This is a genomic window from Pedobacter sp. CG_S7 (assembly GCF_040544395.1).
In the GTDB taxonomy this organism is placed as follows: Bacteria; Bacteroidota; Bacteroidia; order Sphingobacteriales; family Sphingobacteriaceae; genus Pedobacter.
Genome location: NZ_JBEONS010000010.1, coordinates 61226 through 86898, shown reverse-complemented (window position 1 = coordinate 86898; position 25673 = coordinate 61226). Strand labels below are relative to the sequence as shown.

General features: G+C 36.3%; 28 protein-coding genes. 17 read left to right on the top strand and 11 right to left on the bottom strand.

What is annotated here, in order from left to right; all coding sequences use genetic code 11:
- Positions 1-27 precede the first annotated feature (27 nt).
- A complete protein-coding gene (locus AAKU52_RS07955; RefSeq protein ID WP_354332057.1) occupies positions 28-942 on the top strand; it encodes a glycosyltransferase family 2 protein in 915 nt (304 codons plus the stop codon).
- 118 nt (positions 943-1060) lie between these two features.
- Positions 1061-2113, top strand: coding sequence for a glycosyltransferase family 2 protein (locus AAKU52_RS07950; protein ID WP_354332055.1), 1053 nt, complete (start codon positions 1061-1063; stop codon positions 2111-2113).
- Here the strand turns inward: AAKU52_RS07950 and AAKU52_RS07945 are convergent, their stop codons facing one another.
- The 5 genes from AAKU52_RS07945 to AAKU52_RS07925 all read right to left on the bottom strand — a co-directional run bounded on the left by AAKU52_RS07945 (position 2114) and on the right by AAKU52_RS07925 (position 6521).
- Positions 2114-2362, bottom strand: coding sequence for a hypothetical protein (locus tag AAKU52_RS07945; protein WP_354332052.1), 249 nt, complete (start codon positions 2360-2362; stop codon positions 2114-2116).
- A 184-nt stretch (positions 2363-2546) separates the two neighbouring features.
- Positions 2547-3083: a hypothetical protein gene (locus AAKU52_RS07940; RefSeq protein ID WP_354332050.1), complete on the bottom strand. Its 537-nt coding sequence runs from the start codon at positions 3081-3083 to the stop codon at positions 2547-2549.
- Positions 3084-3102: 19 nt separating this feature from the next.
- Complete coding sequence (locus AAKU52_RS07935) at positions 3103-3741, bottom strand: hypothetical protein (RefSeq protein ID WP_354332047.1); 639 nt, start codon at positions 3739-3741, stop codon at positions 3103-3105.
- Positions 3742-4021: 280 nt separating this feature from the next.
- Entirely contained in the window at positions 4022-4270 is a 249-nt protein-coding gene (locus AAKU52_RS07930) for a hypothetical protein (protein WP_354332045.1), read from the bottom strand.
- 82 nt (positions 4271-4352) lie between these two features.
- Positions 4353-6521 carry a S46 family peptidase gene (locus AAKU52_RS07925; RefSeq protein ID WP_354332043.1) on the bottom strand — a complete coding sequence of 723 codons (2169 nt, stop codon included), beginning with the start codon at positions 6519-6521 and terminating at the stop codon, positions 4353-4355.
- Between the two features lie 113 nt (positions 6522-6634).
- Between AAKU52_RS07925 and msrC the strand changes: the two genes are divergently transcribed.
- The 12 genes from msrC (at position 6635) to AAKU52_RS07865 (ending at position 16565) form a co-directional block, all read left to right on the top strand.
- Complete coding sequence (msrC, locus tag AAKU52_RS07920) at positions 6635-7111, top strand: free L-methionine (R)-S-oxide reductase MsrC (RefSeq protein ID WP_354332041.1); 477 nt, start codon at positions 6635-6637, stop codon at positions 7109-7111.
- Positions 7104-7709 (top strand): DNA-3-methyladenine glycosylase, encoded by a 606-nt coding sequence (locus tag AAKU52_RS07915; RefSeq protein WP_354332039.1) that lies wholly within the window; start codon positions 7104-7106, stop codon positions 7707-7709. The genes msrC and AAKU52_RS07915 overlap by 8 nt, the downstream gene beginning before the upstream one ends.
- A gap of 38 nt (positions 7710-7747) precedes the next feature.
- Positions 7748-8323 (top strand): bestrophin family protein, encoded by a 576-nt coding sequence (locus tag AAKU52_RS07910; protein WP_354332037.1) that lies wholly within the window; start codon positions 7748-7750, stop codon positions 8321-8323.
- Complete coding sequence (locus AAKU52_RS07905) at positions 8324-9226, top strand: histone deacetylase family protein (RefSeq protein ID WP_354332035.1); 903 nt, start codon at positions 8324-8326, stop codon at positions 9224-9226.
- Between the two features lie 108 nt (positions 9227-9334).
- A complete protein-coding gene (topB, locus tag AAKU52_RS07900; RefSeq protein WP_354332033.1) occupies positions 9335-11176 on the top strand; it encodes a DNA topoisomerase III in 1842 nt (613 codons plus the stop codon).
- Between the two features lie 122 nt (positions 11177-11298).
- Positions 11299-11670, top strand: coding sequence for a response regulator (locus AAKU52_RS07895; RefSeq protein ID WP_354332031.1), 372 nt, complete (start codon positions 11299-11301; stop codon positions 11668-11670).
- 2 nt (positions 11671-11672) lie between these two features.
- On the top strand, positions 11673-12248 hold the full coding sequence (locus AAKU52_RS07890; RefSeq protein ID WP_354332028.1) for an MBL fold metallo-hydrolase: 576 nt from the start codon (positions 11673-11675) through the stop codon (positions 12246-12248).
- Positions 12236-13045: a hypothetical protein gene (locus AAKU52_RS07885; protein ID WP_354332026.1), complete on the top strand. Its 810-nt coding sequence runs from the start codon at positions 12236-12238 to the stop codon at positions 13043-13045. The genes AAKU52_RS07890 and AAKU52_RS07885 overlap by 13 nt, the downstream gene beginning before the upstream one ends.
- Positions 13046-13975 (top strand): tRNA (adenosine(37)-N6)-dimethylallyltransferase MiaA, encoded by a 930-nt coding sequence (gene miaA / locus AAKU52_RS07880; RefSeq protein WP_354332024.1) that lies wholly within the window; start codon positions 13046-13048, stop codon positions 13973-13975.
- A gap of 97 nt (positions 13976-14072) precedes the next feature.
- On the top strand, positions 14073-14603 hold the full coding sequence (locus tag AAKU52_RS07875) for an outer membrane beta-barrel protein (RefSeq protein WP_354332022.1): 531 nt from the start codon (positions 14073-14075) through the stop codon (positions 14601-14603).
- A gap of 97 nt (positions 14604-14700) precedes the next feature.
- Entirely contained in the window at positions 14701-15246 is a 546-nt protein-coding gene (locus AAKU52_RS07870) for a DUF3347 domain-containing protein (RefSeq protein WP_354332020.1), read from the top strand.
- 32 nt (positions 15247-15278) lie between these two features.
- Positions 15279-16565 (top strand): citrate synthase, encoded by a 1287-nt coding sequence (locus AAKU52_RS07865; RefSeq protein WP_354332018.1) that lies wholly within the window; start codon positions 15279-15281, stop codon positions 16563-16565.
- A gap of 125 nt (positions 16566-16690) precedes the next feature.
- Here the strand turns inward: AAKU52_RS07865 and AAKU52_RS07860 are convergent, their stop codons facing one another.
- From AAKU52_RS07860 to AAKU52_RS07845, 4 genes are all read right to left on the bottom strand, one after another.
- Positions 16691-17956 carry a nucleoside permease gene (locus AAKU52_RS07860; RefSeq protein ID WP_354332016.1) on the bottom strand — a complete coding sequence of 422 codons (1266 nt, stop codon included), beginning with the start codon at positions 17954-17956 and terminating at the stop codon, positions 16691-16693.
- A gap of 73 nt (positions 17957-18029) precedes the next feature.
- A complete protein-coding gene (locus tag AAKU52_RS07855) occupies positions 18030-18644 on the bottom strand; it encodes a bifunctional nuclease family protein (RefSeq protein WP_354332014.1) in 615 nt (204 codons plus the stop codon).
- 40 nt (positions 18645-18684) lie between these two features.
- On the bottom strand, positions 18685-19656 hold the full coding sequence (locus AAKU52_RS07850) for an electron transfer flavoprotein subunit alpha/FixB family protein (protein ID WP_354332012.1): 972 nt from the start codon (positions 19654-19656) through the stop codon (positions 18685-18687).
- Between the two features lie 42 nt (positions 19657-19698).
- A complete protein-coding gene (locus AAKU52_RS07845; RefSeq protein WP_354332010.1) occupies positions 19699-20436 on the bottom strand; it encodes an electron transfer flavoprotein subunit beta/FixA family protein in 738 nt (245 codons plus the stop codon).
- A 45-nt stretch (positions 20437-20481) separates the two neighbouring features.
- Here AAKU52_RS07845 and AAKU52_RS07840 point away from each other — a divergent pair, with 45 nt between their 5' ends.
- Both AAKU52_RS07840 and chrA read left to right on the top strand, forming a co-directional pair.
- Entirely contained in the window at positions 20482-20817 is a 336-nt protein-coding gene (locus tag AAKU52_RS07840) for a tetratricopeptide repeat protein (RefSeq protein WP_354332008.1), read from the top strand.
- 11 nt (positions 20818-20828) lie between these two features.
- The gene (chrA, locus tag AAKU52_RS07835) at positions 20829-22028 is read left to right on the top strand and encodes a chromate efflux transporter (RefSeq protein WP_354332006.1); all 1200 of its coding nucleotides are present in this window, start codon (positions 20829-20831) and stop codon (positions 22026-22028) included.
- A 17-nt stretch (positions 22029-22045) separates the two neighbouring features.
- Here chrA and dnaB read toward each other — a convergent pair whose 3' ends face one another.
- Positions 22046-23614, bottom strand: coding sequence for a replicative DNA helicase (gene dnaB / locus AAKU52_RS07830; RefSeq protein ID WP_354332004.1), 1569 nt, complete (start codon positions 23612-23614; stop codon positions 22046-22048).
- A 118-nt stretch (positions 23615-23732) separates the two neighbouring features.
- Between dnaB and rlmB the strand changes: the two genes are divergently transcribed.
- On the top strand, positions 23733-24509 hold the full coding sequence (gene rlmB, locus AAKU52_RS07825; protein WP_354332003.1) for a 23S rRNA (guanosine(2251)-2'-O)-methyltransferase RlmB: 777 nt from the start codon (positions 23733-23735) through the stop codon (positions 24507-24509).
- 69 nt (positions 24510-24578) lie between these two features.
- On the opposite strand, the gene AAKU52_RS07820 is transcribed toward rlmB, so the two are convergent.
- A complete protein-coding gene (locus AAKU52_RS07820; protein ID WP_354332001.1) occupies positions 24579-25670 on the bottom strand; it encodes a mannose-1-phosphate guanylyltransferase in 1092 nt (363 codons plus the stop codon).
- Positions 25671-25673 lie beyond the last annotated feature (3 nt).

Here is a 25673-nt window from a genome sequence, read left to right as displayed (position 1 = left end):
GATAACTTTGTGTATAAAACTAATATAATGTCTTTAATTTCTATTGTTACCGTAAATTATAACCAACCCCAGGCAACATTGGCGTTGCTAAATTCTATCCTACTTTATTACCCTGAGAGTAACCTTGAAATTATTCTGGTTGATAATGGTAGTTTTGAAAATAAGGAGGCTGATTTTAAAGCTTGTTGCAAAGGTATTATTTTTATTAGATCTGAAGATAATATTGGCTTTGCGGCTGGTAATAATTTAGGTATTCGAAAAGCTACTGGGGATTACCTCTTTTTAGTGAACAATGATACCGAATTTACAGCGGGCTTGATTGAAACTTTGGTAGAAACAATTGATAAATTTCCTGAAATTGGCATTATTTCTCCAAAAATAAAATATTTTGATCAACCTGATGTGATACAGTACGCAGGTTTTACACCGATGAATTATTATACCTGCCGGAACCATTGTATTGGGCAATTTGAGCAAGATAAGGGACAATATGATCATATTGTTGCGCCTACGGGTTATATACATGGTGCAGCCATGATGCTATCGAGGAGAGCGCTTTTGAAAGCTGGCGAAATGGCAGAAAACTATTTTTTATATTACGAGGAAATGGATTGGTGTGAAAAAATAAAAAAGGCGGGTTACGAAATATGGGTAAATACGAATGCTACCATATATCATAAGGAATCTTTAGCCGTTGGAAAAAACAGTGCTTTGAAGGCTTATTTCATGAACAGAAACCGGATCTTGTTCATTAGAAGAAATGCTGGTCTGTTGCAAAGGTGTTTTTTCTATGTTTATTTCTTGCTCTTGGTTACGCCTAGAAATTTCTTGAAGTATTTACGCGATAAAACACCAGGTTTTATAAAAGTACTATTCCTCGCTATAGGATGGAATTTAAAGAATAGTGTTAATAGTAAACAATTGGGCTACAATTTAAAATAACAATATGACTACTTTGTTCTGGATTTCCTTATTTCTAATTTTTTATACTTTTTTTGGCTATGGGATGCTTTTATTTATTTTGATAAAAATAAAGCGAGTCTTTAATCCTGCTAAAAGAATGGAATATAATTTTGATGATTTGCCTAATTGTACACTTGTGGTTGCTGCCTTTAATGAACAGGATTTTATAGAAGCCAAAATTGCCAATACTTTAGCGCTGAATTATCCTGCTTCAAAATTGGAATTTGTATTTGTTACAGATGGTTCGTCAGACTTGACCCCTGAAATTGTTTCCCGTTATCCAAAAATCAAACTTTTACATTCGCCAGATCGCAAAGGTAAAATTGCTGCTGTTCATCGTGCCATTCAACAAATTACTTCTGAATTGATTGTCTTTACCGATGCCAATACTTTTTTGAATAAAGATGCGCTGGTTTATTTATGCCGGCATTATGCGGATAAAAAAGTTGGGGCCATTGCGGGTGAAAAACGGGTAATGGTTGAAGAAACCGCTGATGCAACAGCAGGGGAAGGGTTTTACTGGAAATATGAGTCGAAACTTAAGGCTTGGGATTCGGAATTGTATTCCGTTGTAGGCGCCGCAGGAGAATTGTTTAGTATTCGAAGATCGTTATATGAACCTGTACCTGCTAATAGTGTGCTGGATGATTTTATGATTTCTATGCGAATTGCTGAAAAAGGCTATGTGATTGTTTATGAACCTGAAGCTTACGCTATGGAAACTTCTTCAGCTAACATTACCGAAGAATTAAAACGTAAAATAAGAATTGCGGCTGGGGGTATACAGTCTGTAATCTGGCTGAAATCTTTGCTCTGGCCCTTTAAATTCCCTGTCCTGACTTTTCAATACATTAGTCATAGGGTATTAAGGTGGACCATCACTCCATTTTTGATGATCCTGGTTTTTTTCCTAAATATATTTTTTGTGCTAAGAGAGCCAAGTGGAATTTACTTCATTTTGCTCACCGCACAAATATTATTCTATCTTTCAGCTTACCTAGGAAAGGTAATGGAGGCTAGAAAGCTGAGGGTTAAGGTCTTATTTATACCTTATTACTTTTGTGTCATGAATTATGCTGTACTAGCTGGATTGCTCAGGTATTTCTTTAGCGGTCAGTCAGTAATATGGGAGAAAGCGATAAGAAAATAATTACTTCTTGTCGTTAGGAGGAGTAGGTCTATCTTTTGGAGCTATCGGCTTGTCTTTTGGAGCTATCGGTTTTTCTGGTGGAGTAGATACGATTTCTCCAAACTCATTTACGTAGGCCATCATGCTTTCCAATGAACCGTCATTAGGGTTTTGCTTTCTTTCTTCTTTACGTTGTAATTTATCTTCTTTTTTCTTCTGTCTATTTTTTTCTAGCTGTTTTTTCATGAAGGTTGCCTGCGATTTTGCCATATTATATTGTTTAAGTAAGAAAATACTGCTCCTGGTTTTTTTTTTTCTGCCAATTCAAAAGTGATGCTTTTGGATGTTAGGCTTAACGAATTCTTCATTCGCGAGAGGCAACGGATTTCAAATCAGGTGAAAACAGTTTAATTTTATTCCGTTTTATGCAAATGTACAAATTTTCATTGAATATTTATATTCCTAATGTTAATTTGTATTGAGCTACAGCACGTGCATTCATTATTTTTGTGGTTGGAGTTCTAGCTACGCCGGTAATAATATAAGTAAACTTACCGGTGCTGATTTCATCTTTTAAATCTTGGATAGCGGTAATTGGGATTTGGATGATGGAGCCAGATGTCATTGCACTATTGTTAATTCGCCCTATATCTAATAGTGTATCGTTCGATTTTTTTAATTGAACTTTTACATATTCAAACGCCCTGAATGTATTAATTTGATTAACAACCTGTGTGGTATCACTATTTTCAATTTCAACTTGAAATGACGTAATCCTAAAGGATTTCACGTCTGAGGCAGTGAACTGTTTAGTGTTTTCAGTAATGATCGTATTTAGATCAGCTGTAGAGCTTAAGGTTGCTAGGGTAAGTGTGTCCGTTAGATCAGTGGTTACAGGGATGTCAAAAAGCATTGCCCCTGTTTCTAAGAGGATGTCTCTTTGGATATTTTCTTTAATAGTACAGGAAGAGAATAATGCAATCACTATCAAAAACAGGAACGTATATTTATTATTTGCCATTTATAAGGGAACTTAAGTTTGGTTTAATGCCTATTGTTAAAGGGATGGTTTGAAATCGGCGTTCCTGAATTTTATTAAATCCCCTCATGTAAGTACCTTCCAAAAATACGGAAACTTTACCAAAACTATACTCCATGCCCATACCAGTTTCCATCATGGTCATTCCATTGGTTTTGTTATTAAAAGAAGCTACAGCGTTTGATGGCGATAAGGTAACTTCAGGGGTCAATAGAAAACCACCACCTCCTCCTATAAAACCATAAAATCCAAAGTCGCCAACTATTTTTCTATAGCCCAGTGCGATGTTCAATAAATAAGTGGTTACCCTGCCATTATTAACTAAAGTAGCGAAGCCTGCATCAAGGGTTTGCTGCTGGTATTTGTAGGCATGCAAACTTAATTTAGGGTACAAGAAAAGACCATTATTTCCAAGACCTAAATTTAACCCTAGTGTGGTTGAGAATTTGGGTTTTAAGTAGTCATTAGTTTCCCCAATAGGGAATGAAAACCCAACGCCACTAGAAGAATAAAGCTTATCTGTTCTTGAGTTTTGTGCCTTTGTAAAAGTTGGTACGCTCAAAAATAGAGCTAATAAAAGGAAGATTAAATAAGGTGTTTTATGGCTCATGAGTTTTGGTTTTAAGCTTCAACAGCCAGCTTGATGTAAAGTTTAATATTTAGGCATAAATATAAAAACCTATATATAATTTGGTTATTATGGTGTACCATATTAAATATTGTTTGTTATTTTATTTATTGTTAATCAATTAGTTATATATACTTAGTTGAACTTTTTATTTGACTGTAAGGTTTTAGGTAGCGTTAATTCTCTTTGTTTAGCAAAATATAATTCTGTTTAAAGATGTTTTCTATTTACCTACAGTAAGTTAAGTGGTTTATATAAATAATTACTGCTGTCTTTTGTATGCTGCTAAAAAGTCAGTTCTCATTGATTTGAATCGCTCAATTACAGTAGCTATGAAGGCTTCATCAAGGATTTGAAAGATCTCATTTGCTCCGCCACCGGATAGGTCAAGTTCGGAAAGTTTATAGCTTTGTTCGAGGGTTCCTTGTTCAAACTTGACGATGTATTTTTGGTTCATATTGAACAGCGTAATCTTGCATTTTGGATGGGGTAATTCGGCGATTATTCTCATTTCTTATAGATTTTTTTTGTGAGTTTATATAGTAAAAAAAAAGCCATCCTCTCTTTAGAAAGGATGGCTCAGGTAATTTTTATTATAACTTAATGCCTATTTCCTTGATCAGGAAATCTGCTTTGTCAATTTTAGTTGCTACCCAAAGTACATAGCGAATATCAACACCAATAGAGCGACTGTAACTTTCGTTCCATGCATAATCATTAATGGTGGCACCGTAGGCACGGTCAAAATTAACGCCAATTAACTCGCCATTGGCATTCATAATTGGTGATCCTGAATTCCCACCAGTGGTGTCCATGTTATATAGAAAAGATACTGGTACATCATTTAGGTCTTTCTTTGCGAAGGGGCCGAAATCTTTTGCATTCCATAAAGTTTTAATGGTTTCCGGATAGCCAAAATCAGGGTTTCCAGTGGCACCTTTTTCTATTATACCTTTAATAGTGGTGTAAGGTTTCATATAGGTTGCATCAGCAGGCCAATATCCTCTTACATAACCATAGGTAAGGCGTAAAGTACTGTTGGCATCTGGAATGAAGTCCTTCTTTAAAAACTTCTCTTTTACGTTCACATAGTCGCCCATTAACTTATTCAGTAAGCCTTCTCTGCGATCTTTTTCTGGTTTAAGTGCTGCAATTTGCTTATTCAAATCTTGCTCTAACTGGAGTAAGGCATCCTGATAAGCACTTATAGATTTAGGGTTTTTAAGTAAGATATTGAGTACGTAATCCTGATTTTTAAGTTTACTCAACTCAAAAGTGTGCTTGATGAACTGATCAATAAGCGCTGCGCTGTTACTTCCTTTGCTGGTGATTTTGTTCACTGCATTTACTTTTTGCTGTGGTGAAAAAGCGGCAGCATCATTCAGCATTCTTTTAAGGATAGTTTTATCAACATCGAGTTCAAAGGAGCTATAGCTATTAGAAAGAGCTTGTTTAACCTGATTGATGTTTTGATCAAAAAAGCCTTGCTTTTGTGCTGCTGGCTGTGCATCAAGTGCTGTTTTAAAGTTGTTGATGTTTCTGGATACTGCCAACAAACTAGTTGAGTTGTATATTTGTGATAACCAAAGGTCGCGATTAGCATCACCGTTAATTACTTTATACAATTCGTCAATATCTTTCATCAAGTTGCCGTATTTTGCTTTCTCCGCTACGTTATTGTTGATGAATTCGGCCAGGGCAGCATCTTCTTGTTTTTTCTGTCCAATAAGATCAATGCCTCTTAAGCCTTGTAATTTTCCACGATAGTTTTTCATCACGTTGGCATTTCTTTTAATGCGTGTTGCCAGCTTTATTTCTATGCGCTTATCCTTCTTCCCTGCATTTTCCATGGTCTGGTTTTGGAAATCATATAGTTCTGAGGTATAAGGTAATACGAATTTTTGCTGGTAAGTTATGAATTCGGAAGGACGGTGACGGAAAGTACGGCCAGGATAGCCTAAAATAAACACGAAATCTTCTTCGTCAGTGCCATTGGCATTAACTTTTAGGAATTTCTTTGGGGTATATGGGACATTGTCTTTTGAGTATTTAGTAGGCTTACCATCTTTACTTACGTAGGCGCGCATAAAAGAGAAATCTCCAGTGTGGCGTGGCCACACCCAGTTGTCGGTTTCACCGCCAAATTCTCCAATTTGTCTGTTCGGAACATACACTAATCTTACATCTAGTATGGTTTTATATCGAAATAGGACATAGGTTTTGCCTATAAACATTTCTGATACTTCTGCCTTAATTGTTGGGTCTTTTTGCTCTGCTTCGTTAACAATGTTTTTCATGGTATTGTTAATTAGCTGTAACCTTGAAGAAGGATCTGTTATTTGTGCAACTGCTCCAAGAACACGGTTAGAAACATCTTCATAACTGTCGGTAATGCGACAAGTTAATCCTTTTGCTTCAATTTCTTCTTCTTTTGATTTGGCTACTAAACCTTTATTTAAGTAATCATTTTCAGGTGTGCTTGCCAATTGTACGGCACTAAATGCACAATGGTGATTGGTGATGATTAATCCTTCATTGGAAATGAAAGATCCTGTACATCCGCCAACGTTTACCAAAGCATCAACCAGACTGGTTCCATTTGGATTATAAATTTCTTTTTGATCTATCTTTAATCCAGCTTTCTTTAAATCAAGCTTGTGCAGCTCACTTAGTGGAAACATTCCTTCCTCTGGTGGTGTGTAACCAGATTGCAGGATACCGAACACCAATAGTGCGGTAAATAGTAAGGTTTTTTTATTCATTTGCATGATATTAATGTTAGTTAACATCAAATCTAATAATTTTTAGGCTTTTAACAGGATTAGGACTATTGGATGTGAGATATTATTTAGCTTTGCATCTAATAATTTACACTATGGCTGATGATTTAAAAATTATAGAGGGTAATCATAAAGAAACCCAATATCAATCGTTACTACCTCAGATTGAAGCATTGATTTCTGGTGAAAATGATTTGATTGCTAACCTTGGTAATATTACTGCTGCTTTGAAAGAACAATTCAAATGGCTTTGGGTAGGGTTTTACCTGGTGAAAAATGAGGAGTTGATTTTGGGGCCTTTCCAAGGTCCTGTTGCTTGTACACGCATAAAAAAAGGCAGAGGTGTGTGTGGTGCTTCCTGGGAAAGGGAAGAAACTTTAATTGTTCCTGATGTTGATGCTTTTCCCGGTCATATTGCCTGCAGTTCTGCCTCTAAATCTGAAATTGTATTGCCATTATTTAAAGATAATGTGGTTATGGGTGTGTTGGATATTGATAGTGAATATTTATCTCACTTTGATGCAGTTGATGCTATTTATCTTAATAAATTAATGAAGCTAATTAATGCCTAAATTACCCTTTTATTTTTATCGTAATGAGGTTGTAACAGATTTAGCTCAACAATTATTGGGTAAGCAATTGTTTACTTTTATTGGTTGTGAACTTACTGGAGGAACCATTGTTGAAACGGAAGCATATAATGGCATATTAGATAAAGCGTCTCATGCTTACGGCGGCAAAATGACAAACAGAACTCAAACTATGTATGCTCCCGGGGGACTATCTTATGTTTATTTATGTTATGGCATTCATCATTTATTTAATGTAGTTACTGGCCCTGAAAATATTCCTCAAGCTGTTTTAATAAGAGGAGTGGAGCCTACAGTAGGTTTGGAAGTTATGCTGCGCCGGAGGAATATGCCTCAACTCAAACCTAATCTTACTGCAGGTCCTGGTGCAATGGCTAAGGCATTGGGAATTGACTGTAGTTTGAATGGAAAGGATCTTTTAGGGGATGAAATATGGATTGAAGATAATGGCATTTTTATTCCTGATGATCATATTGTGGCCGCTCCCCGAATAGGTGTTGCTTATGCTGCAGATCATGCTTTGTTGCCGTGGAGGTTCTATGTTAAGGGTAATAAATTTGTAAGTAAGCATAATAGGTAGAAAATTTTATGATATTTGGCTCATGAATTCCCTCACTAATGATTAACTATAATCCAAAAGAATGGTTCGCCTTTGTCTTTCATCTTCATAAGGCAGATACGTTTAGAAAACTTTGGCAAATTATGGCTGCAATAGCTGTTTTTTCTACTATTGTAGCTTTCCTAGGCTTGAATTATCTCGAACTTTCTCAAACTCCTTATGCCAAGAACATCGGGATGATGCACAGTTTGCTAGGTTTCGTCATTTCAATGTTATTGGTGTTTAGAACAAATACCTCGTACGACAGGTGGTGGGAAGGTAGGAAATTATTAGGGAGCCTGGTTAATGTTAGCCGGAATTTTGCGATTAAAATTAATGCCTTGGGTATTGACGGGGAAGACAGTGCTTTTATTAAAAAGTTCGTTTTCTTCTATGTTATTACTTTACCTTTTGGCTTAGTGCTTAGTCTTGGTTATTATATGGTGCCCATCATTCCCTTCATTTTGTATGTTTTGGCGAGTTTAGAGCTTATTGCAGAGCAAATAGAAAATCCTTTTGGGTTGGATGCGAATGACTTACCCCTTGATGATATTTGTACTAACATTAAACGCTACACGGCAGAAATTTTATTGTAAATGATTAAAATTGCCTGGCATAAGCTTTACGCACATCCTTTACCTGAGGGACATCGTTTCCCAATGTTGAAATACGAGCTTATTCCAGCACAGTTGCTCCACCAAGGTTTAATTACCAACGATTACCTTTTTGAACCGGACCCCATACTAGAAAGCATTATTTTGCTAACTCATCAAAAGCAATATTGGGAAGCATTAAGGGATTTTACATTAACCGCTAAAGACCAAAGACGTATCGGCTTTCCTTTAAATGCTCAATTGTTGGAGCGTGAAATGAGAATTGCACAGGGAACTATTGATGCAGCTTTATTTGCCATATACAATGGTGTAGCTTTTAATGTTGCCGGTGGAACTCATCATGCTGGAAGTTTTTGGGGTGAAGGTTTTTGTATGTTGAATGATCAAGCTATTGCTGCTAATTACTTGTTAAATAATAAACTAGCTAATCGAATCTTAATTATTGATTTAGATGTACACCAAGGTAATGGTACTGCAGAAATCTTTCAAAATGAACCTAGGGTTTTTACTTTCTCGATGCATGGTGAGAAGAATTTCCCATTTAGAAAAGAACTGTCTGATTTAGATGTACCGCTTGAAGATGGAATAGGTGATGAAGTTTTTCTGTCTAAATTAACGGGGCTACTCCTTGTATTATTTGAACAACACCAACCAGATTTTGTGTTTTACCTTGCAGGGGTAGATGTATTGGAGACTGATAAATTGGGTAAACTTAGTTTAACAAAAGAGGGCTGTAAAGAAAGAGACAGACTGGTTTTGCAAGCCTGCAAAGACCGCAATATTCCACTGCAAATAAGTATGGGTGGAGGCTATTCTCCACAGATCAAAGATATTGTTGATGCGCATTGCAATACCTTTAAATTGGCATTGAATATTTTTGAATAACTAATTTTTGCCTAACATTCTTAATTTAAGTGAATTGTAAATTGTTAACATTTGCTTTTTTTAAGATATTTTTAATGAAATTTGTCCGTCCGGACTTAACCACATTAAATGAAAGTTGTAATTGCAGAAAAGCCCTCTGTTGCTCGGGAACTAGCGAAGGTTTTTGGGGCAACTACAAAGAGGAATGGGTATATTGAGGGTAGAGGTTATTCTTTTACCTGGGCCTTCGGGCACCTTTTACAGCTAGCGCCTCCACAGGAGTATGGTTTTATTGGCTGGCGCAGGCAACATTTGCCTATGTTACCCAAAAAATTTAAACTCGCCATTCGAAAGGTTAAAACAAAAGATGGCTTCGTTGATGATCCTTCTGTAAAAAAGCAATTGGATATCATTAAACAATTATTTGATGAAGCTACAGAAATTATCGTGGCCACGGATGCTGGACGGGAAGGTGAGCTCATTTTCCGCTATATATATTATTTTTTAAAGTGTAAAAAACCTTTTAAAAGGTTATGGATATCTTCACAAACAGATGAAGCTATTAAAGATGGTTTTAGAAATTTAAAGCCGGGTACAGATTACGATACACTTTTTAATTCTGCCCATTGTCGCTCAGAATCAGATTGGTTGGTAGGAATGAATGCAACCCAAGCTTTGAGTATTTCTGCAGGCTCGAGGTCTGTATTGTCTTTAGGTAGAGTTCAAACACCTACTTTAGCTATGATTTGTGCCAGATATCTGGAGTCTACGAATTTTGTGCCCCAGAAATATTACCAGCTCAGCATACTGTTGGATAAAGACGGACAGTTTTTCAAAGCCATTTCCGTCAATAATTTTGATAAGAAGGATGATGCAGAAGTGCTTTTTGAAAAAATTAAGGATGTTAAGTCTGGATACCCATTTGGTGCTGAAATTGTGGATGTCGAAGCTAAACCTAGAAAAGAACCCCCACCACTTTTACATGATTTAAGTAGCTTACAGCAAGAGGCTAATAAGAAAAAAGGGTTTACCGCCGACCAAACGCTTGGTTTGCTCCAAAATCTATATGAAAGTAAATTAGTTTCCTACCCAAGAACTGGTAGTAGGTATATCGGGGATGATGTTTTTGCCGGAATCCCTAACTTAATAGAAAAAGCGCGTTCACATCCTGATTTTGGAAAGCAGGCTGAATTTTTATTAACAGTCTCTTTAAATAAACGAAGTGTAAATGCAAAAAAGGTTACTGATCACCATGCCGTTTTACCTACTGGTGAGCCAGCGTATAACTTAAGTGCCGATAAGCAAGCTATTTATGATATGGTGGTTGGACGAATGCTTGAGGCTTTTCATAAAGAGTGCATTAAAGAAATTACAAAAATCACTATAGCTGCAGGATCTGTATTTATTGCCAACGGAACTGTAATTCGGTCAGCAGGATGGCGGGCAGTTTGGAATGATAATGAAGAGGATAAAAAAGACGAAGATAATCCTTCTCTACCCAAAGTGAAAGCTGGAGAACTTCTGCCTATTGCAGATAAGGCTTTACTTGAAAAACAAACTAAGCCAAAGCCAATGTTTAATGAAGCTTCCTTATTAAAAGCACTGGAAACTTCAGGTAAAGAAATTGAAGATGAAGAGCTTCGTTATGCAATGAAAGACACTGGTTTAGGTACTCCGGCAACTCGTGCATCAATAATTGAAACTTTAATAACAAGGGAGTACATTACCAGAGAAAAAAGAAACCTTATTCCAAGTAAAAAAGGTCTTGCAGTATATGACGTTGTCAAAGATCAAAAGATTGCCCAGGCAGAATTAACTGGGCAATGGGAAAAGCGTTTAGAAGAAATTAGGACGGGTGCTTCTGTAGTGGATTTTAAAGCAGAAATAACGGAATATACACGGACAATTACAAATGAATTACTGACAGCAGGTGCAAGTTTGCTAAATAAAATGGAAACTGTAACAAAATAGTTTCTTCGAAATATTTCTTTTATGGTACTATTTTTGACATAAGTTGTTATCTCCAGAATAGGTTTAAATTGTCCTTATTTTGGGGATAAAGGCTACATATTCCTCCTTCCATGAAAAAATAGATGAGCAAACAAAAAAAAATAATGATCGCTGATGATGATCCGGGAATTTTAGATGCTGTAGAAGCGATGTTAGAATTTGGAGGGTATGAAGTAAACTCAACCTCAAATGGTGCTACTGTTTTAGAAATGAAAGATAGCTTTCCAGACCTTCTTTTGCTTGATATTTGGATGTCTGGTACTGATGGTCGTGATGTTTGTAAGCAATTAAAATCAAAAGAACTAACTAAAGATATGCCTATTATAATGATTTCTGCAAGCACAGAATTAGAACGCTCGGCAAAAGAGGCAGGTGCAGATGACTTTCTGGAAAAACCTTTTGATATGGAAGAATTACTCCAAAAAATCGACTATTTCCTAAGTAAAAAGAAATAACTATGTATATTTCGCTGGTTGTTCTATTGGTTATAGCCTTAGCAGCCTATTTTTTATTAAGTAGACCTTTCTTCGGTGAAAAGCCTGCTGGTGATCGTTTAGTGCGCATTATGCTGCTTTATAATTTTCAAAACGGAGCAATTCAAAATCTTTCTCCCACACCAATGAAACCTGATGAGGTAAGTTACTGGAAGATAATTCGGTGGTTCGGTCATTCTTCTTACCTGCTACAGGTTAATGGAATAAATATCTTAGTTGATTCTCTAAGTGTTGGGGCACATTTAAAGTATTGGAAAATTTCTGCAGAAAAGATTAAAGAACTGATTTGGGGTGATGCCTGTTGGCCATTTATTCACCTATTTCTAAAGGAAACCGTACAGGTAGCACTTGATTTAAAAGCTAAAGTTTTAATGCCTATATACTGGGGAAAATATACTTTAGCCATGCATGATTGGAATGAACCTGTTATTAACTTTGTAAAAGCGGCTGAAAAGAAAAACCTTAGCGTTACCATTCCTCAATCAGGTGACGCTGTACTGGTTGGTTTACATTATCCTGATCAGCAATGGGGGATCTAAAAGCAGACTGGCTTACATCAGTAGAAAATTTATTAATTGATCAAGATATTCAGGCGGAAGCGCTAATCCACGAGTATTTTTACTTATTATTAATTGGAAATGGGAAGTTAATCCTTAATCTGGTTTCTCTTGAACAAGATTTTGTTCCCGAAAAATTCATTGTTTTACAACAACATTATCAAGAAAAAAATATTCAGGTAATTCACTTATGGCAAGATGTGTTTTTAACCAAAAAGACTCAAGTCATCAATAGAATTAAAGCTATACTGGGATTAAATAAACGTATACATGGCCGAAGTACATCGATAGAAAAGATCTCTAAAATTGATGCAGCAGCATTCCTAAATCAATACCATTTACAAGGAGATGTAGGGGCTAGGTACAGGTACGGTTTAGTTTATGAAAATGAATTGGTAGCAGTGGCTACCTTTAGTAATAAAAGAAAAATGAACAAAATGGGTGCAGATTATACCTCTACTGAGCTAATCCGCTTTGCCACAAAAGAGAATTTTACTGTAATAGGGGGACTAAGCAAACTCCTAAAACATTATGTGAAAGCTATTGCTCCAAACGATGTGATGAGTTATGCAGACCGTGATTGGTCTATTGGAAAAAGTTACTTGTCTTCGGGCTTTAAATTAAAAGCAGAAACTTCTCCGGCGATATTATACCTTGATCAGGAAACTTTACAACGCTATTTTACCCACCGTAAACCAGTACAGCAGCAGGGGGGTGCCATCAATCAATACATTGAAGTGTTTAATACCGGAAATTTAAAATACGTACTCGTTCTATAGATGTCAAAAAAGCCTTTGCTAATTGTGTTGGGTCCTACTGCTTCAGGTAAAACTAAACTTGCAGTGGCACTTGCACATGCCTTAAATGGAGAAATAATCAGTGCTGATAGTCGCCAGATTTTTAAAGGGATGGATATTGGGACGGGGAAGGACTTAAAGGAATACATAATCAATGGTAAAGCTATTTCTTATCATTTAATTGACCATATAGCGCCAGGAAATCGTTACCAGGTTGATGCCTTTAAAGAAGATTTTTATCAGGTATTTAACTCCTTGTCTGCACAACATAAATTACCGATTCTTTGTGGTGGAACCGGAATGTATATTCATAGTTTACTGCAACAGCATGAATTTACAGCTATTCCTGTAAATGAGGCTTTGAGGGAAAAATTATACAGTTTTAATTTACCCCAATTACAAACCTTATTACTTACTTTCCCACTTTCTTCAAGGCAACATGCTGATCAGTCTACCCATAAACGTTTGATAAGGGCTATTGAAATTGCAATTTATTTAAAAAACCACAAGTTTGTTGCAAAACCTAGAATTGAAATCAACGCACTCGTCATTGGCTTAACTTCCAGCGTTGAATCCCGAAGAAACAGAATAATGGAGAGATTAGAGCAAAGGTTGAAAGAAGGACTGGTAGAGGAAGTACAATCATTAATTGCCAATGGTGTAAGTAAAGAAATATTGGTGTTTTATGGGTTAGAGTATAAATTTGTAGTGGCTTACCTTTCAGGTGATATTGATTATACAAAATTTAGAGAAAGCTTATATACTGCTATTTGTCAATACGCTAAGCGACAGATGACTTTCTTTAGAAAGATGGAAAAGGATGGCGTTAAAATTCATTGGTTTGATATAGAACAGGAAGATAATATGGAATATAGGGCCATTGAACGCTATAATGATCATTTTCTGCTTTAAATGTAATTAATTAAACATTATTCTACAGTGGCATGCAATTTGTTTATGTAGTAATATCAGGTTTAAAACTGATTTATTTAAACGAAGTCAAATAGATATGAAAACAACTACTAAATTTTTAGCCACTGCAGCAGCTGCAGTAGCCTTATTTTTTACAACAAGCGTAAATGCACAAAAACCAAAATTAGGTATAGGAATCAATGCCGGTATACCCACTACCGATCAATATAATTTTACACTAGGAGCTGATGCTCGTTTACAATTTGATGTATCAAAACAAATTTCCATTCCTGTAACCGTTGGTTATACGCATTTCTTTTCTAAAGATAACTCACCAGAAATTAAACAGGATTACGGTTATATTCCAGTAAAAGCAGGTGTTAAGGTTTTTCTTAACGAAACAGGCTCTGGTCTTTACGCCTTAGGAGAACTTGGTGCTGCTTTCGGTGTTTCTGATCAAGCTAAAACTGGATTTTTATACTCTCCTGCTGTTGGTTATGCTTGGAGCAGTGGCTTAGACCTTGGTGTTAAATATGAAGGTATTTCAAGTGCAAGAACTGCAACTTCAGTTTATGAAAAAAATGTTAGTCATATCGCTTTACGTTTAGCTTATGGTTTTAAATTGTAATATTTAACTCACAAAGCATTTAAGCCCCTGAATTTTTTCAAGGGCTTTTTTTATTTATTCAAATTTAAAATGCTATTTTGAGCAAAAAAAAGAGTTTATGAATAAATATATTGGTGCTGTACTTTTACTTGCGATGGCTTCTTGTGGAAACCCTTCGCAAGATACTGCTAAGGTAGGTGACAGTACAGCCGTAACGACTTCGTTGGTTGCAAAAACCGTGAGCTTAAAAGACCCTACAGTACAAGCAATTTTTGCTGGGTACATTGTACTCAAAGATGCATTGGTTAATGGAAATGAAAAAGATGCCCGTGTGGCTGCAAATGAATTGTCAGGTAAACTGAACGCCTTTAAAGGTTGCGAGAGCACTGCACTGATAGCAAATAAGATCAATACTGCTAAAGATTTAAAAGAACAAAGGAAAGAATTTACTTCCTTGAGTGCTGATGTTATTGCTATGTTTAAGCACGCCGATTTAAAAGAAGGAACGATCTATGTGCAACATTGTCCGATGGCCAACAATGGCGATGGTGGTGATTGGCTGTCTGCTCATAAAGAAATTAAAAATCCTTATTATGGAGATGAAATGATGGAATGCGGTGCAGTAATAGAAGAACTTACAGTTGTTAACCAACAAGTAAAATAGATTAATTAGTTTTGTTATATAAATTATAAGATATGTCAGAGATTGCAGAAATTAAGATTGACGGAAAAGTATATGAATTCCCGGTTATTACAGGTACGGAGGGCGAGAAGTCAATAGATATTTCAAAATTAAGAGAACAGACAGGTTACATTACCCTGGATTTTGGATACAAGAACACGGGTTCTACAAAAAGTGCCATTACTTTTTTAGATGGCGAAGAGGGCATTTTAAAATACCGTGGTTATTCTATCGAAGAGCTTGCAGAGAAATCAACTTTTCTTGAAGTTGCTTATTTGTTAATCTATGGTGACCTTCCAAAAAAGGAAGAATTGGACGGTTTTCAATCACAAATTAGAAATCATACCCTCATTCATGAGGACATGAAGAAATTTTTAGATGGGTATCCGTCTAAATCTCACCCTATGGCACAGCTTGCTTCGTTGGTTTGCTCTCTTTCTACTTTTTATCCTGAATCCCTGATAGCCAATTCTGTACCGGAAACAATGGATTTAACCATGATTAAGTTATTGGCTAAATTACCTACAATTGTTTCTTTTATTTATAAGAAATCTTTAGGTCATCCACTTATTTACCCTAAGAATAAATATGACTACGTTACCAATTTCATAAACATGATCTTTGGACAGCGTACTGAAGAAGTGGAGATTGATCCTGTTGTAGTTAGTGCCATGAATACTTTATTGATCCTTCATGCAGATCATGAGCAAAATTGCTCTTCATCGACTGTTAGAATGGTAGGTTCATCTGACTGTAATCTTTATGCTTCCGTATCTGCAGGTATAGGAGCGCTTTGGGGTCCTTTACATGGTGGTGCAAATCAGGCTGTAATTGAAATGCTAGAGTTAATTAAAGCCGATGGAGGTGATACAGAAAAATGGATTAACAAGGCTAAAGATAAAAATGATCCTTTCCGCATGATGGGTTTTGGTCATAGGGTATATAAAAACTTCGATCCAAGAGCTAAAATCATTAAAAAAGCTTGTGATGATATTTTAGAAAAACTGGGTATTAATGATCCTGTTTTAGAAATTGCAAAAAAACTCGAAGAAGCCGCTCTTAACGACGCATACTTTGTAGAACGTAAATTATACCCTAATGTTGATTTTTACTCGGGTATCATTTACAGAGCTTTGGGTTTCCCTACAGATATGTTCACTGTGTTATTCGCTTTAGGTCGTTTACCAGGTTGGATAGCGCAATGGAAAGAAATGCATGAAAATAAAGATCCTATAGGCCGTCCGCGTCAAATTTACGTAGGACATACGAATAGAGATTTTGTGACTATCGAAAACAGGTAGTTTTTCTTTGGTCTATAAAAAAACCGATGTTAGCCGCTAACATCGGTTTTTTTATAGACTTATTTTTTTAACAACATTATTGCAAGTATCACCACAATGAATAGGTAATGACAAATAGTTAGTCATTAGTGGCCCAATGCTTTAATTGCAGTTTCCTCTGCGTGATTATGTTTGTATTTAAAAATGAATGGAAAAACTACAGCAAGTGCTAAAGTGTAAGCAGCAAAACTCAGCCAGATATTTGTCCAATCTTTGCTTTGATCTGCAAAAGTAAAAAAATGGTCAATGATCATTCCGCTGGCAAAACTACCAAAAAGGGCACCAAAGCCATTTACCATCATCATAAATAATCCCTGTGCACTTCCCCTCATTTTTTCATCAACTTGTGTTTCAACAAATAAGGAACCAGAAATATTAAAAAAATCAAAAGCCATACCATAAATAATGCAGGATAGAATAATCATCCATAAGCCACCTGCGGGATCTCCAAAAGCAAATAAACCAAATCTCAATACCCATGCTAACATGCTGAAAAGCATCACGTATTTTATACCAAATCTCCTCAAAAAAAATGGTATTGCTAAAATAAACAGTGTTTCAGAAATTTGAGATATAGACATAATAATTGCTGGATATTTTACAGCAAGAAGATCTTTAAAGGCTGGTACGTTTTTAAAATCATGCAAAAAAGTATCACCATAAGCATTGGTTAGTTGTAATGCTGCGCCTAAAAGCATGGAGAATATAAAGAAAACAGCGAATTTCTTTTGCTTTAGTAAGGCAAAAGCCTTTAAGCCAAGAGAATCAACAAAAGATTTTGTGTTTTCTCTATCAGCCAGTGGAGGGCATTTAGGTAAGGTAAAGGCATAGATTCCTAAAATCAAAGAAACTCCAGAAGCGATGTAAAATTGATTCGCTGAAGCTTCATTTCCTGATAAACTAACCGTCCATAATGCCGCTATGAAACCTATAGTACCCCAGATTCTAATTGGTGGGTAATGTTTAACAACATCTTTTTTATCGTTTTTTAATGCAGAATAGGCTACAGTGATTGACAACGATAGTGTAGGCATATAAAATATCATGTTCAAAAGGATAACCCAGAAAAAGGTAGAAGGGTTATCAACCATGGGCAGGCAAAAAAGAACTATAGAAGCCAGAATATGCATGGTTCCATATAATTTTTCAGCATTAATATAACGATCTGAAATAATACCGGTAATAGCCGGCATAAAAATGGACGCTATACCCATTGTAGAGAAAATCACACCAAATTCAGTACCTGACCATTGCTTGTTTTGAAACCAATAAACTCCGATTGTTAGCAGCCAGGAACCCCATATAAAAAATTGCAAAAAATTCATTAGAGTTAAGCGAGCCTTAACATTCATAATAATGGTTGAGTTTAATTTTTAAATTAAATTGAATATAATACTATTTATTAAGGTCAATGAGAAATGAAGCTTACAGCGTATTTCTTTTGTTTAATTCATCTCTAATTCGGGCAGCTTTTTCATAGGCTTCGTCAGTAATTGCCTCCTGAAGTTTTTGCTGTAATTCTTCTACACTCAATGACTTGTAATTTGTGCCCGGTATGGATGTGGATATGTCCTCAGAACCTTTTTCTTTAGCCATACTATCCATGTTCTCTAAGAAAAGCAAGTCATTTCCTTCTATCACGATACCTGCAGAAGAAATAATAAATTCATAGGTATAAATAGCGGCTTTGAAGCGAACCGCCAGAGCAATAGCATCTGATGTTCTTGCATCAATTTCCCGCACATTCTGACCATCCGTACAAATTAATTTAGCAAAGAAAACACCGTCAACCAGGTTATAGATTAATATTTCTTGTATTTGTATCTGGTAAGCTTGTGCAAAAGATTTGAATAAATCATGAGTTAATGGCCTACTTGGTGTCATTTTCTCTATTTCAATGGCAATTGCCTGTGCTTCGAACGCACCTATAATAATAGGAAGACGTCTTCTTCCATTTACTTCTCCCAATACCAGTGCATAAGCACCTGATTGTGTTTGGCTATAGGATAATCCTATAATGTCAAGTTTTACTTTTTTCATATTAAAAAACACCATGCAGACTTTCGCCTGCATGGTATTATTATCCTTTATGTGCCTTTAAAGCCTCGATTAATTTAGGTACTACTTCAAATGCATCGCCTACAATTCCGTAATCTGCAACTTTGAAGAAAGGTGCTTCCGGATCTTTATTGATAACAACGATAACTTTTGAAGAACTTACACCGGCTAAGTGCTGTATTGCACCCGAAATACCTATAGCAATATATAAATTCGGACTAACTGTTATCCCTGTTTGTCCAACGTGTTCTGCATGTGGTCTCCAATCAGCATCAGAAACTGGCTTAGAACAAGCCGTAGCTGCACCCAGCAATGTTGCCAGCTCTTCAATCATTCCCCAGTTTTCTGGTCCTTTTAGTCCTCTTCCTGCAGAAACAACCAATTCAGCATCTGGTAAAGATATTTTATCTGTAGCCCTTATAATTTCCTTTACAATGGCCACTAAATCTGTTGCTTTAACTTCTGGAGTAAATGCTTCAATAACAGCTTCAACAGGTAATTCTTTAACGCCAAAAGCATTAGGGTTTAAAGCTATAACTTTGTTTGCCGAAGTTAATTCGGTAATAGCGAAAGCTTTTCCTGAAAAAGCAGTTTTCTTAACATGAAATTTTCCGCCTTCTGTTTGCGGTAATTCTATTGCTCCGTCAATTAAACCTGCAGTAAGTTTTACAGCAATACGTGGAGCCAAACCTTTTCCAGAGAAAGAGTTAGACAATACCACAATATCGGCATTTTCTTTTGCAGCACCTGCTGCAATAACTGAAGCATAAGCCTGGTTTACAAAGCTACTCAACTGATCTGATGTAACATTCAAAACTTTTGATGCACCATATTTACCTAATTCTTTAAGTTCACCATCACCAACATTACCGATAGAAATTGCGGTTAAATTAGTTCCCTGTGCATCGGCAATTGCTTTCGCATAAGAAACGGCTTCATAACCTGATTTCTTAAATTTGCCATCGGCTTGTTCTATATAGACTAAAACTGACATAGTATATTTTTAAATTATTATTAAAAGAGCTAAAAACAATGCTTAGATCACTTTTGCTTCAGAATGTAACAAATCAATTAATTTAGCGGCATCTTCAGCTGGTATAAGTTTAACCGTTCCTCTTGGTGCTGGAGTTTCAAATTTAACTATTTTAGCTACTACTTCAACAGCAACGGCTTCAACAACTTGCAGTGGTTTTGATCTTGCAGACATAATACCTCTCATGTTTGGTATTTTTGGCTCTGCTACACCTTCAGCACAGCTAACAACAAACATTCCATTTATTGACACTACTTCTTTACCACCTTCAATTTCGCGTTCTAAGGTAGCTGTAGTTCCATCATAATCCAATTTTTTAATGATAGAGATGGAAGGAATCGCTAATAACTCTCCAACCATGGCAGCAACTTGTGCACCATTGTAGTCAATTGACTCCCGACCACACAAAATCATGTCAAAACTGTTGCTTTTAACATACTCTGCAATTTGAAAAGCAGTGAAATAAGCGTCCCTGGGGGCAGCATTAATCCTTACTGCATCATCCGCACCAATCGCCAAAGCCTTTCTAATGGTTGGCTCGGTACTGCTTTCGCCTACATTCAAAACGGTTACTGTCCCTTTTCCACCTTCACAAAGTTCAATAGCTTTCGATAAGGCAATTTCATCATAAGGATTTACAATAAATTGAACTCCTGCTGTATTGAATTGTGTATTATCGTTGGTAAAAGTTATTTTTGTTGTCGTGTCGGGCACATTACTGATACAAACTAATATTTTCATATAAATTGTCTTTTTGCAAATCTAATTAAAAAAGCAGGGAATAAAATGCAAACCACCCGATTAATCTCGTTATTAGAGTTTTTAAAAAGTGATCCTAACGATCCATTTGTTATTTACGCCCTGGCAACCGAATATAACAGCTTAAATGATACCAAACAAGCCTTCCATTATTATCATCTATTAATAAGTGATCATCCTGATTATGTTGGCACTTATTATCATTTAGGTAAATTATACGAAAAAAACCTTGAATTAGATAAAGCAACGGAGACTTATCAAAAAGGCATGGCAGTAGCCAGGGAAAAGAGGAATAACCATGCTTTCTCTGAATTGCAAGGTGCCTATAATTCAGCAATGGGGTTAGATTATGAGGATGATTAATAGCTAAAACAGTGAAAAAAAAACACCTGCTGTTTATTAGAAACGTGTTCCTGTTTACACTGACTGCCTTTGGTGGTGCACAGGCTCATATCGCGCTTTTATTAAAATATTTCGTAAAAAATACCCGGTTTATCACTGAGGCAGAACTATTGGAATTAAATGCCCTTGCGCAAATTTTGCCTGGTCCTGCTTCAACACAAACGCTTGTTGGTATTGCTTATAAGGTCGGTGGGTTAAAGCTTTCTATTATCACTTTTTTTATATGGATCATACCCTCTGCAGCGGTTATGACTTTTGCTGCAATTAGTTTTTCCCAATTCGATCAAAAAGAAAAGTTTGTAGAGATTTTAGAATACATCCAGCCCATTGCACTCGGTATCGTTGGCTTTGGTGCCTTTAATTTATCAAAAAAAGTGCTGGTCTCACAACTGTCAATTATGCTCGCCATTTCATCTGTAGTGGCCACACTAGTTTTGAAAAATGCCTATGTGTTTCCTTTGGCCATCCTAATTGGTGGCATGGTCTCTTCAGCCATTGACACGCCAAAAGAAGAAACAGAGCTCCGGATGAACCTCTTTTCCAATATTAATCCCAAAAAACTAAGTTATTTTATTGGCGTATTGCTGTTACTGGCCTTATTAGGTGCCATTATTAATAACACTTCACCTTTTAGTTTACCCATCAGGTTGTTTGAGAATTTCTATCGCAACGGGATTTTTATTTTCGGCGGGGGACAAGTATTGGTTCCTCTAATGTTTACCGAGTTTGTCCAGATGAAACAATACCTTCATGCTTCAGGCTTTTTATCTGGATTTGCCTTTCAGCAGGCTTTACCCGGACCTACATTTTCTTTTACCAGCTACGTAGGTGCATTGAGTATGAAAAACTTTGGCTATAATGTATACGGACAAATTACAGGGGGTATTGTTGCCGTTTTGGGTATAAATTTACCTGGCTTGATTCTCGTATTGTTTATTGTTCCCTTTTGGGATGATTTAAAAAAGATCACCAGGATTAAACATTCTCTAGCAGGCATCAATGCCGTTAGCGTCGGCTTTATTATTGCCGCATTTATACTCTTGCTGAAACCAATAGGTATTGATTACCTATCGATTTCAATCATGGGTATTACCTTCTTAATCCTTAATTTTACACGTATCAGTCCCCCAATAATAGTTATTGCTGGTATTTTATTAGGTTATTTTATTTAAACTTTTCTAAAGAAGCATTAGAACGGTGCATCATCATCTTGCATGTCATCCATTCTTGAAGGTTTGATGATCACATTTCCTGCAGGTCGGTCAAATTCTGGCGATGGAAGCATTCCAGAACCCGGGCTATCCATAGAGAAACTATTTTGTGGCATAAAGTTTTCTTCTAAATCGGCAAACTTTACATATTTACCAATAAACCTTAAAGGCACAATACCGGTTTCACCGTTACGGTGTTTTGCGATAATTACTTCACCAATACCAGCTTGAGAACGTCCTTGTTCATCTTCAGTAATACCATAGTATTCAGGGCGATACAAGAATAAAACCATATCTGCATCCTGCTCAATGGAACCAGACTCCCTTAAATCTGATAATAATGGTCGTTTACCATTTTGACCTGGTCTGTTTTCTACCGCACGACTTAACTGTGAAAGTGCTAGTACCGGAACATTCAATTCCTTAGCAACAGATTTTAATGCTCTAGATATACTGCCAATTTCCTGTTCTCGGTTTCCTCCGCCACTGCCACCATCACCTTTTCCATGCATCAATTGTAGGTAATCGACAATGACCATTTGTATGTCGTATTGTGATTTCAATCTTCTGCATTTGGCTCTAAATTCAAAAATATTCAGGGCGGGGGTGTCGTCAATCAATAAAGGCGCTTCAGTTAAGCGTCCAATTTTACTGTGTAATTGTTGCCATTCCCATTCTGCCAGGTTTCCTTTTCTGATTTTTTCCTGCTCAATTTCCGTCTCACCAGAAATTAAACGATTCACCAATTGAACAGAAGACATTTCCAGGGAGAAAACTACTACGGGTTTTTGAAAATCAACAGCGGCATTTCTGGCACAAGTTAAAACGAAGGCCGTTTTTCCCATTGCCGGACGAGCCGCAATGATCACTAAATCTGATTTTTGCCAACCTCCGGTGATCCGGTCTAAATCGGTGAAGCCAGAAGGTACACCTGTTAAGCCGTCAGTTTTTGTTCTTAACTCTTCTAATGTTGCTAAAGATTGTTTGATAATCTCGTCCATTTTCTGCGTATCCCTACGTAAATTATTTTGGGCAATATCAAACAAGTTTTTTTCTGCATGATCTAAAAGATCGAAAATATCTGTTGTATCCTCATAGGCATTTTGAATAATTTCTGAAGATATCCTGATCAGTTCTCTTTGAATATATTTTTGAGAAATAATACGTGCATGGTATTCAATATTAGCTGCTGAAGCTACACGGTTAGTTAAATTGGTAATATAATAAGCCCCACCCACAATTTCTAAGGTGCCAAGGTTACGCAATTCTGAAGTAACCGTTAATATATCTACCGGTTTAGATTTCTGAAATAAAATACTAATCGCTTCAAAGATTTTTTTATGTGATTCCTGATAAAAAACTTCAGGTTTTAAGATGTCAATAACGGTAGAAAGGGCATCTTTTTCTAGCATTAAAGCTCCTAAAACTGCTTCTTCTAAATCTATAGCCTGGGGCGGTATTCTGCCCATTCCGCTTACGGGATTAGTTAATCTGCTTTTTCTAGCTGTATAATTAGATTTTTCTTGACCTTGGGTATCAGTACTCATGGTGCAAAATTAGATAAAATTAAACTCCCATTCTGAATTGTTTTTGAACATAATGCTGATAATTATTTATGCCGTAAATCTTTTTATTTAGGCTATTTTTGCGCATTATTATATACGTATGGAAAACTTTAAAAGGTCTGGAAGACCTAAAGAAAATAATGAGTTTGTGTTCGGTATCCGTTCTGTTATTGAGGCTATTAAAGCTGGTAAAGACATCGAAAGCATTTATATTCAAAGGGGGCTTTCCGGTGATCTGATTACGGAGCTTAAACCTTTATTGAAAGACGTTGAGGCTCCTATTCATACTGTTCCAGTCGAAAAACTGAATAGAATGACACAAAAAAATCACCAGGGTGTTATTGCCGTAATCTCTTCCATTACTTTTCAGAAAATTGAAGATATTATACCTACCATCTACGAAAAAGGTGAAACTCCGCTCATCTTAATTTTAGATGGTATCACTGATGTTAGAAACATGGGAGCAATTGCCAGAACTGCAGAATGTGCTGGTGTGCATGCTATTTTAGTGCCTACAAAAAACTCTGCTCAAATTAATGCCGATGCAATTAAGACCTCTGCAGGGGCTTTATTTACCATTCCCGTTTGTCGCCATGCCAATTTGCATAAGGCTGCTTTATATTTACAGGAATGTGGGCTGCAGATTGTTGCTTGTACCGAAAAAACAAATGATATGATTTATGCACCCGATTATACTGCCCCAACGGCAATTGTAATGGGAGCAGAGGATGACGGGGTTTCCAATGAAATTATAAGAATGGCCAATCATTTGGCTAAAATACCCATGTTTGGCGAAATAGGTTCTTTAAATGTTTCTGTTTCTACAGGGGTTATTCTTTATGAAGCAATTAGGCAAAGAACTAATGCCTCAAAATAAAAAAATGGCACAGGCATGGGTTTTATTTCACCAATGCCTGTGCCATTTTTTTTAACTGTTGATGGTTATTTAAATATATTTAGAGCCGAACTTTGATTTTAAATCTGCAACAATTTGTTTAACACTTTGTTCTTCACTTCTTGGGCATACCATTAATATATCGTTGGCTTCAACAACAATATAATCATGTAATCCATTTAATACCACCAATTTATTGTCAGGCACATTAACCATACAATTAGATGAGTTAAACATCATTACTTTATCTGCAGGTAGCACTGCATTGCCTACATAATCCTTTTCTGCCATTTCATAAATCGAAGCCCACGTGCCCAGGTCAGACCATCCAAATTCGGCAGGTAGTACATAAACATTGTCGGCTTTTTCCATAATACCAAAGTCAATAGAAATATTGGTACACTGCTGGTAGGCGTTACTTATAAATGCGGTTTCATCTGAAGTATTATAAATCGTTTGTCCGGATTTAAAAATATCATACATTTCTGGCAAATGTTTCTCAAAAGCTTTATTGATTGATTTTGCCGACCAGATAAAAATGCCGGCATTCCACAAAAAGTCGCCGCTTTGAATAAATGATGTGGCCAGATCAGTATTAGGCTTTTCAGTAAAAAGCTTAACTTTATAAAGCTTTGGATCCGTAGGTAAAGTATTTTCAGTATACTGAATATAGCCATAACCCGTATCTGGTCTGCTGGGTTGTATGCCTAAAGTAATTAAGCAATCATTGTTGGCTGCTGCTGTTAATGACTGTTCAATAGCCGCTATAAACTTATCCAGATTGGCTATCGTATGATCTGATGGTGCAACAACGATGGTTGCATCTGGATTGATTTCTGCAATCTTCATTGCCCCATAAGCAACACATGGCGCTGTATTGCGCATAATAGGCTCTGCAAGAATTTGATTGTCTGCTATGTTTGGTAACTGCTCTTTAATGATGGAAGTATATAATTCGTTGGTTACAATAAATATATTCTCCGGCGGACAAATCCTTAAAAAGCGGTCGTAGGTACTTTGAATAAGAGTTTTGCCTATACCAAAAAAGTCAATAAACTGCTTTGGAAACTCCGTTCTGCTCACTGGCCAAAAGCGGCTTCCAATGCCACCAGCCATAATTAATGCATAGTTGTTTTTATTCATGCT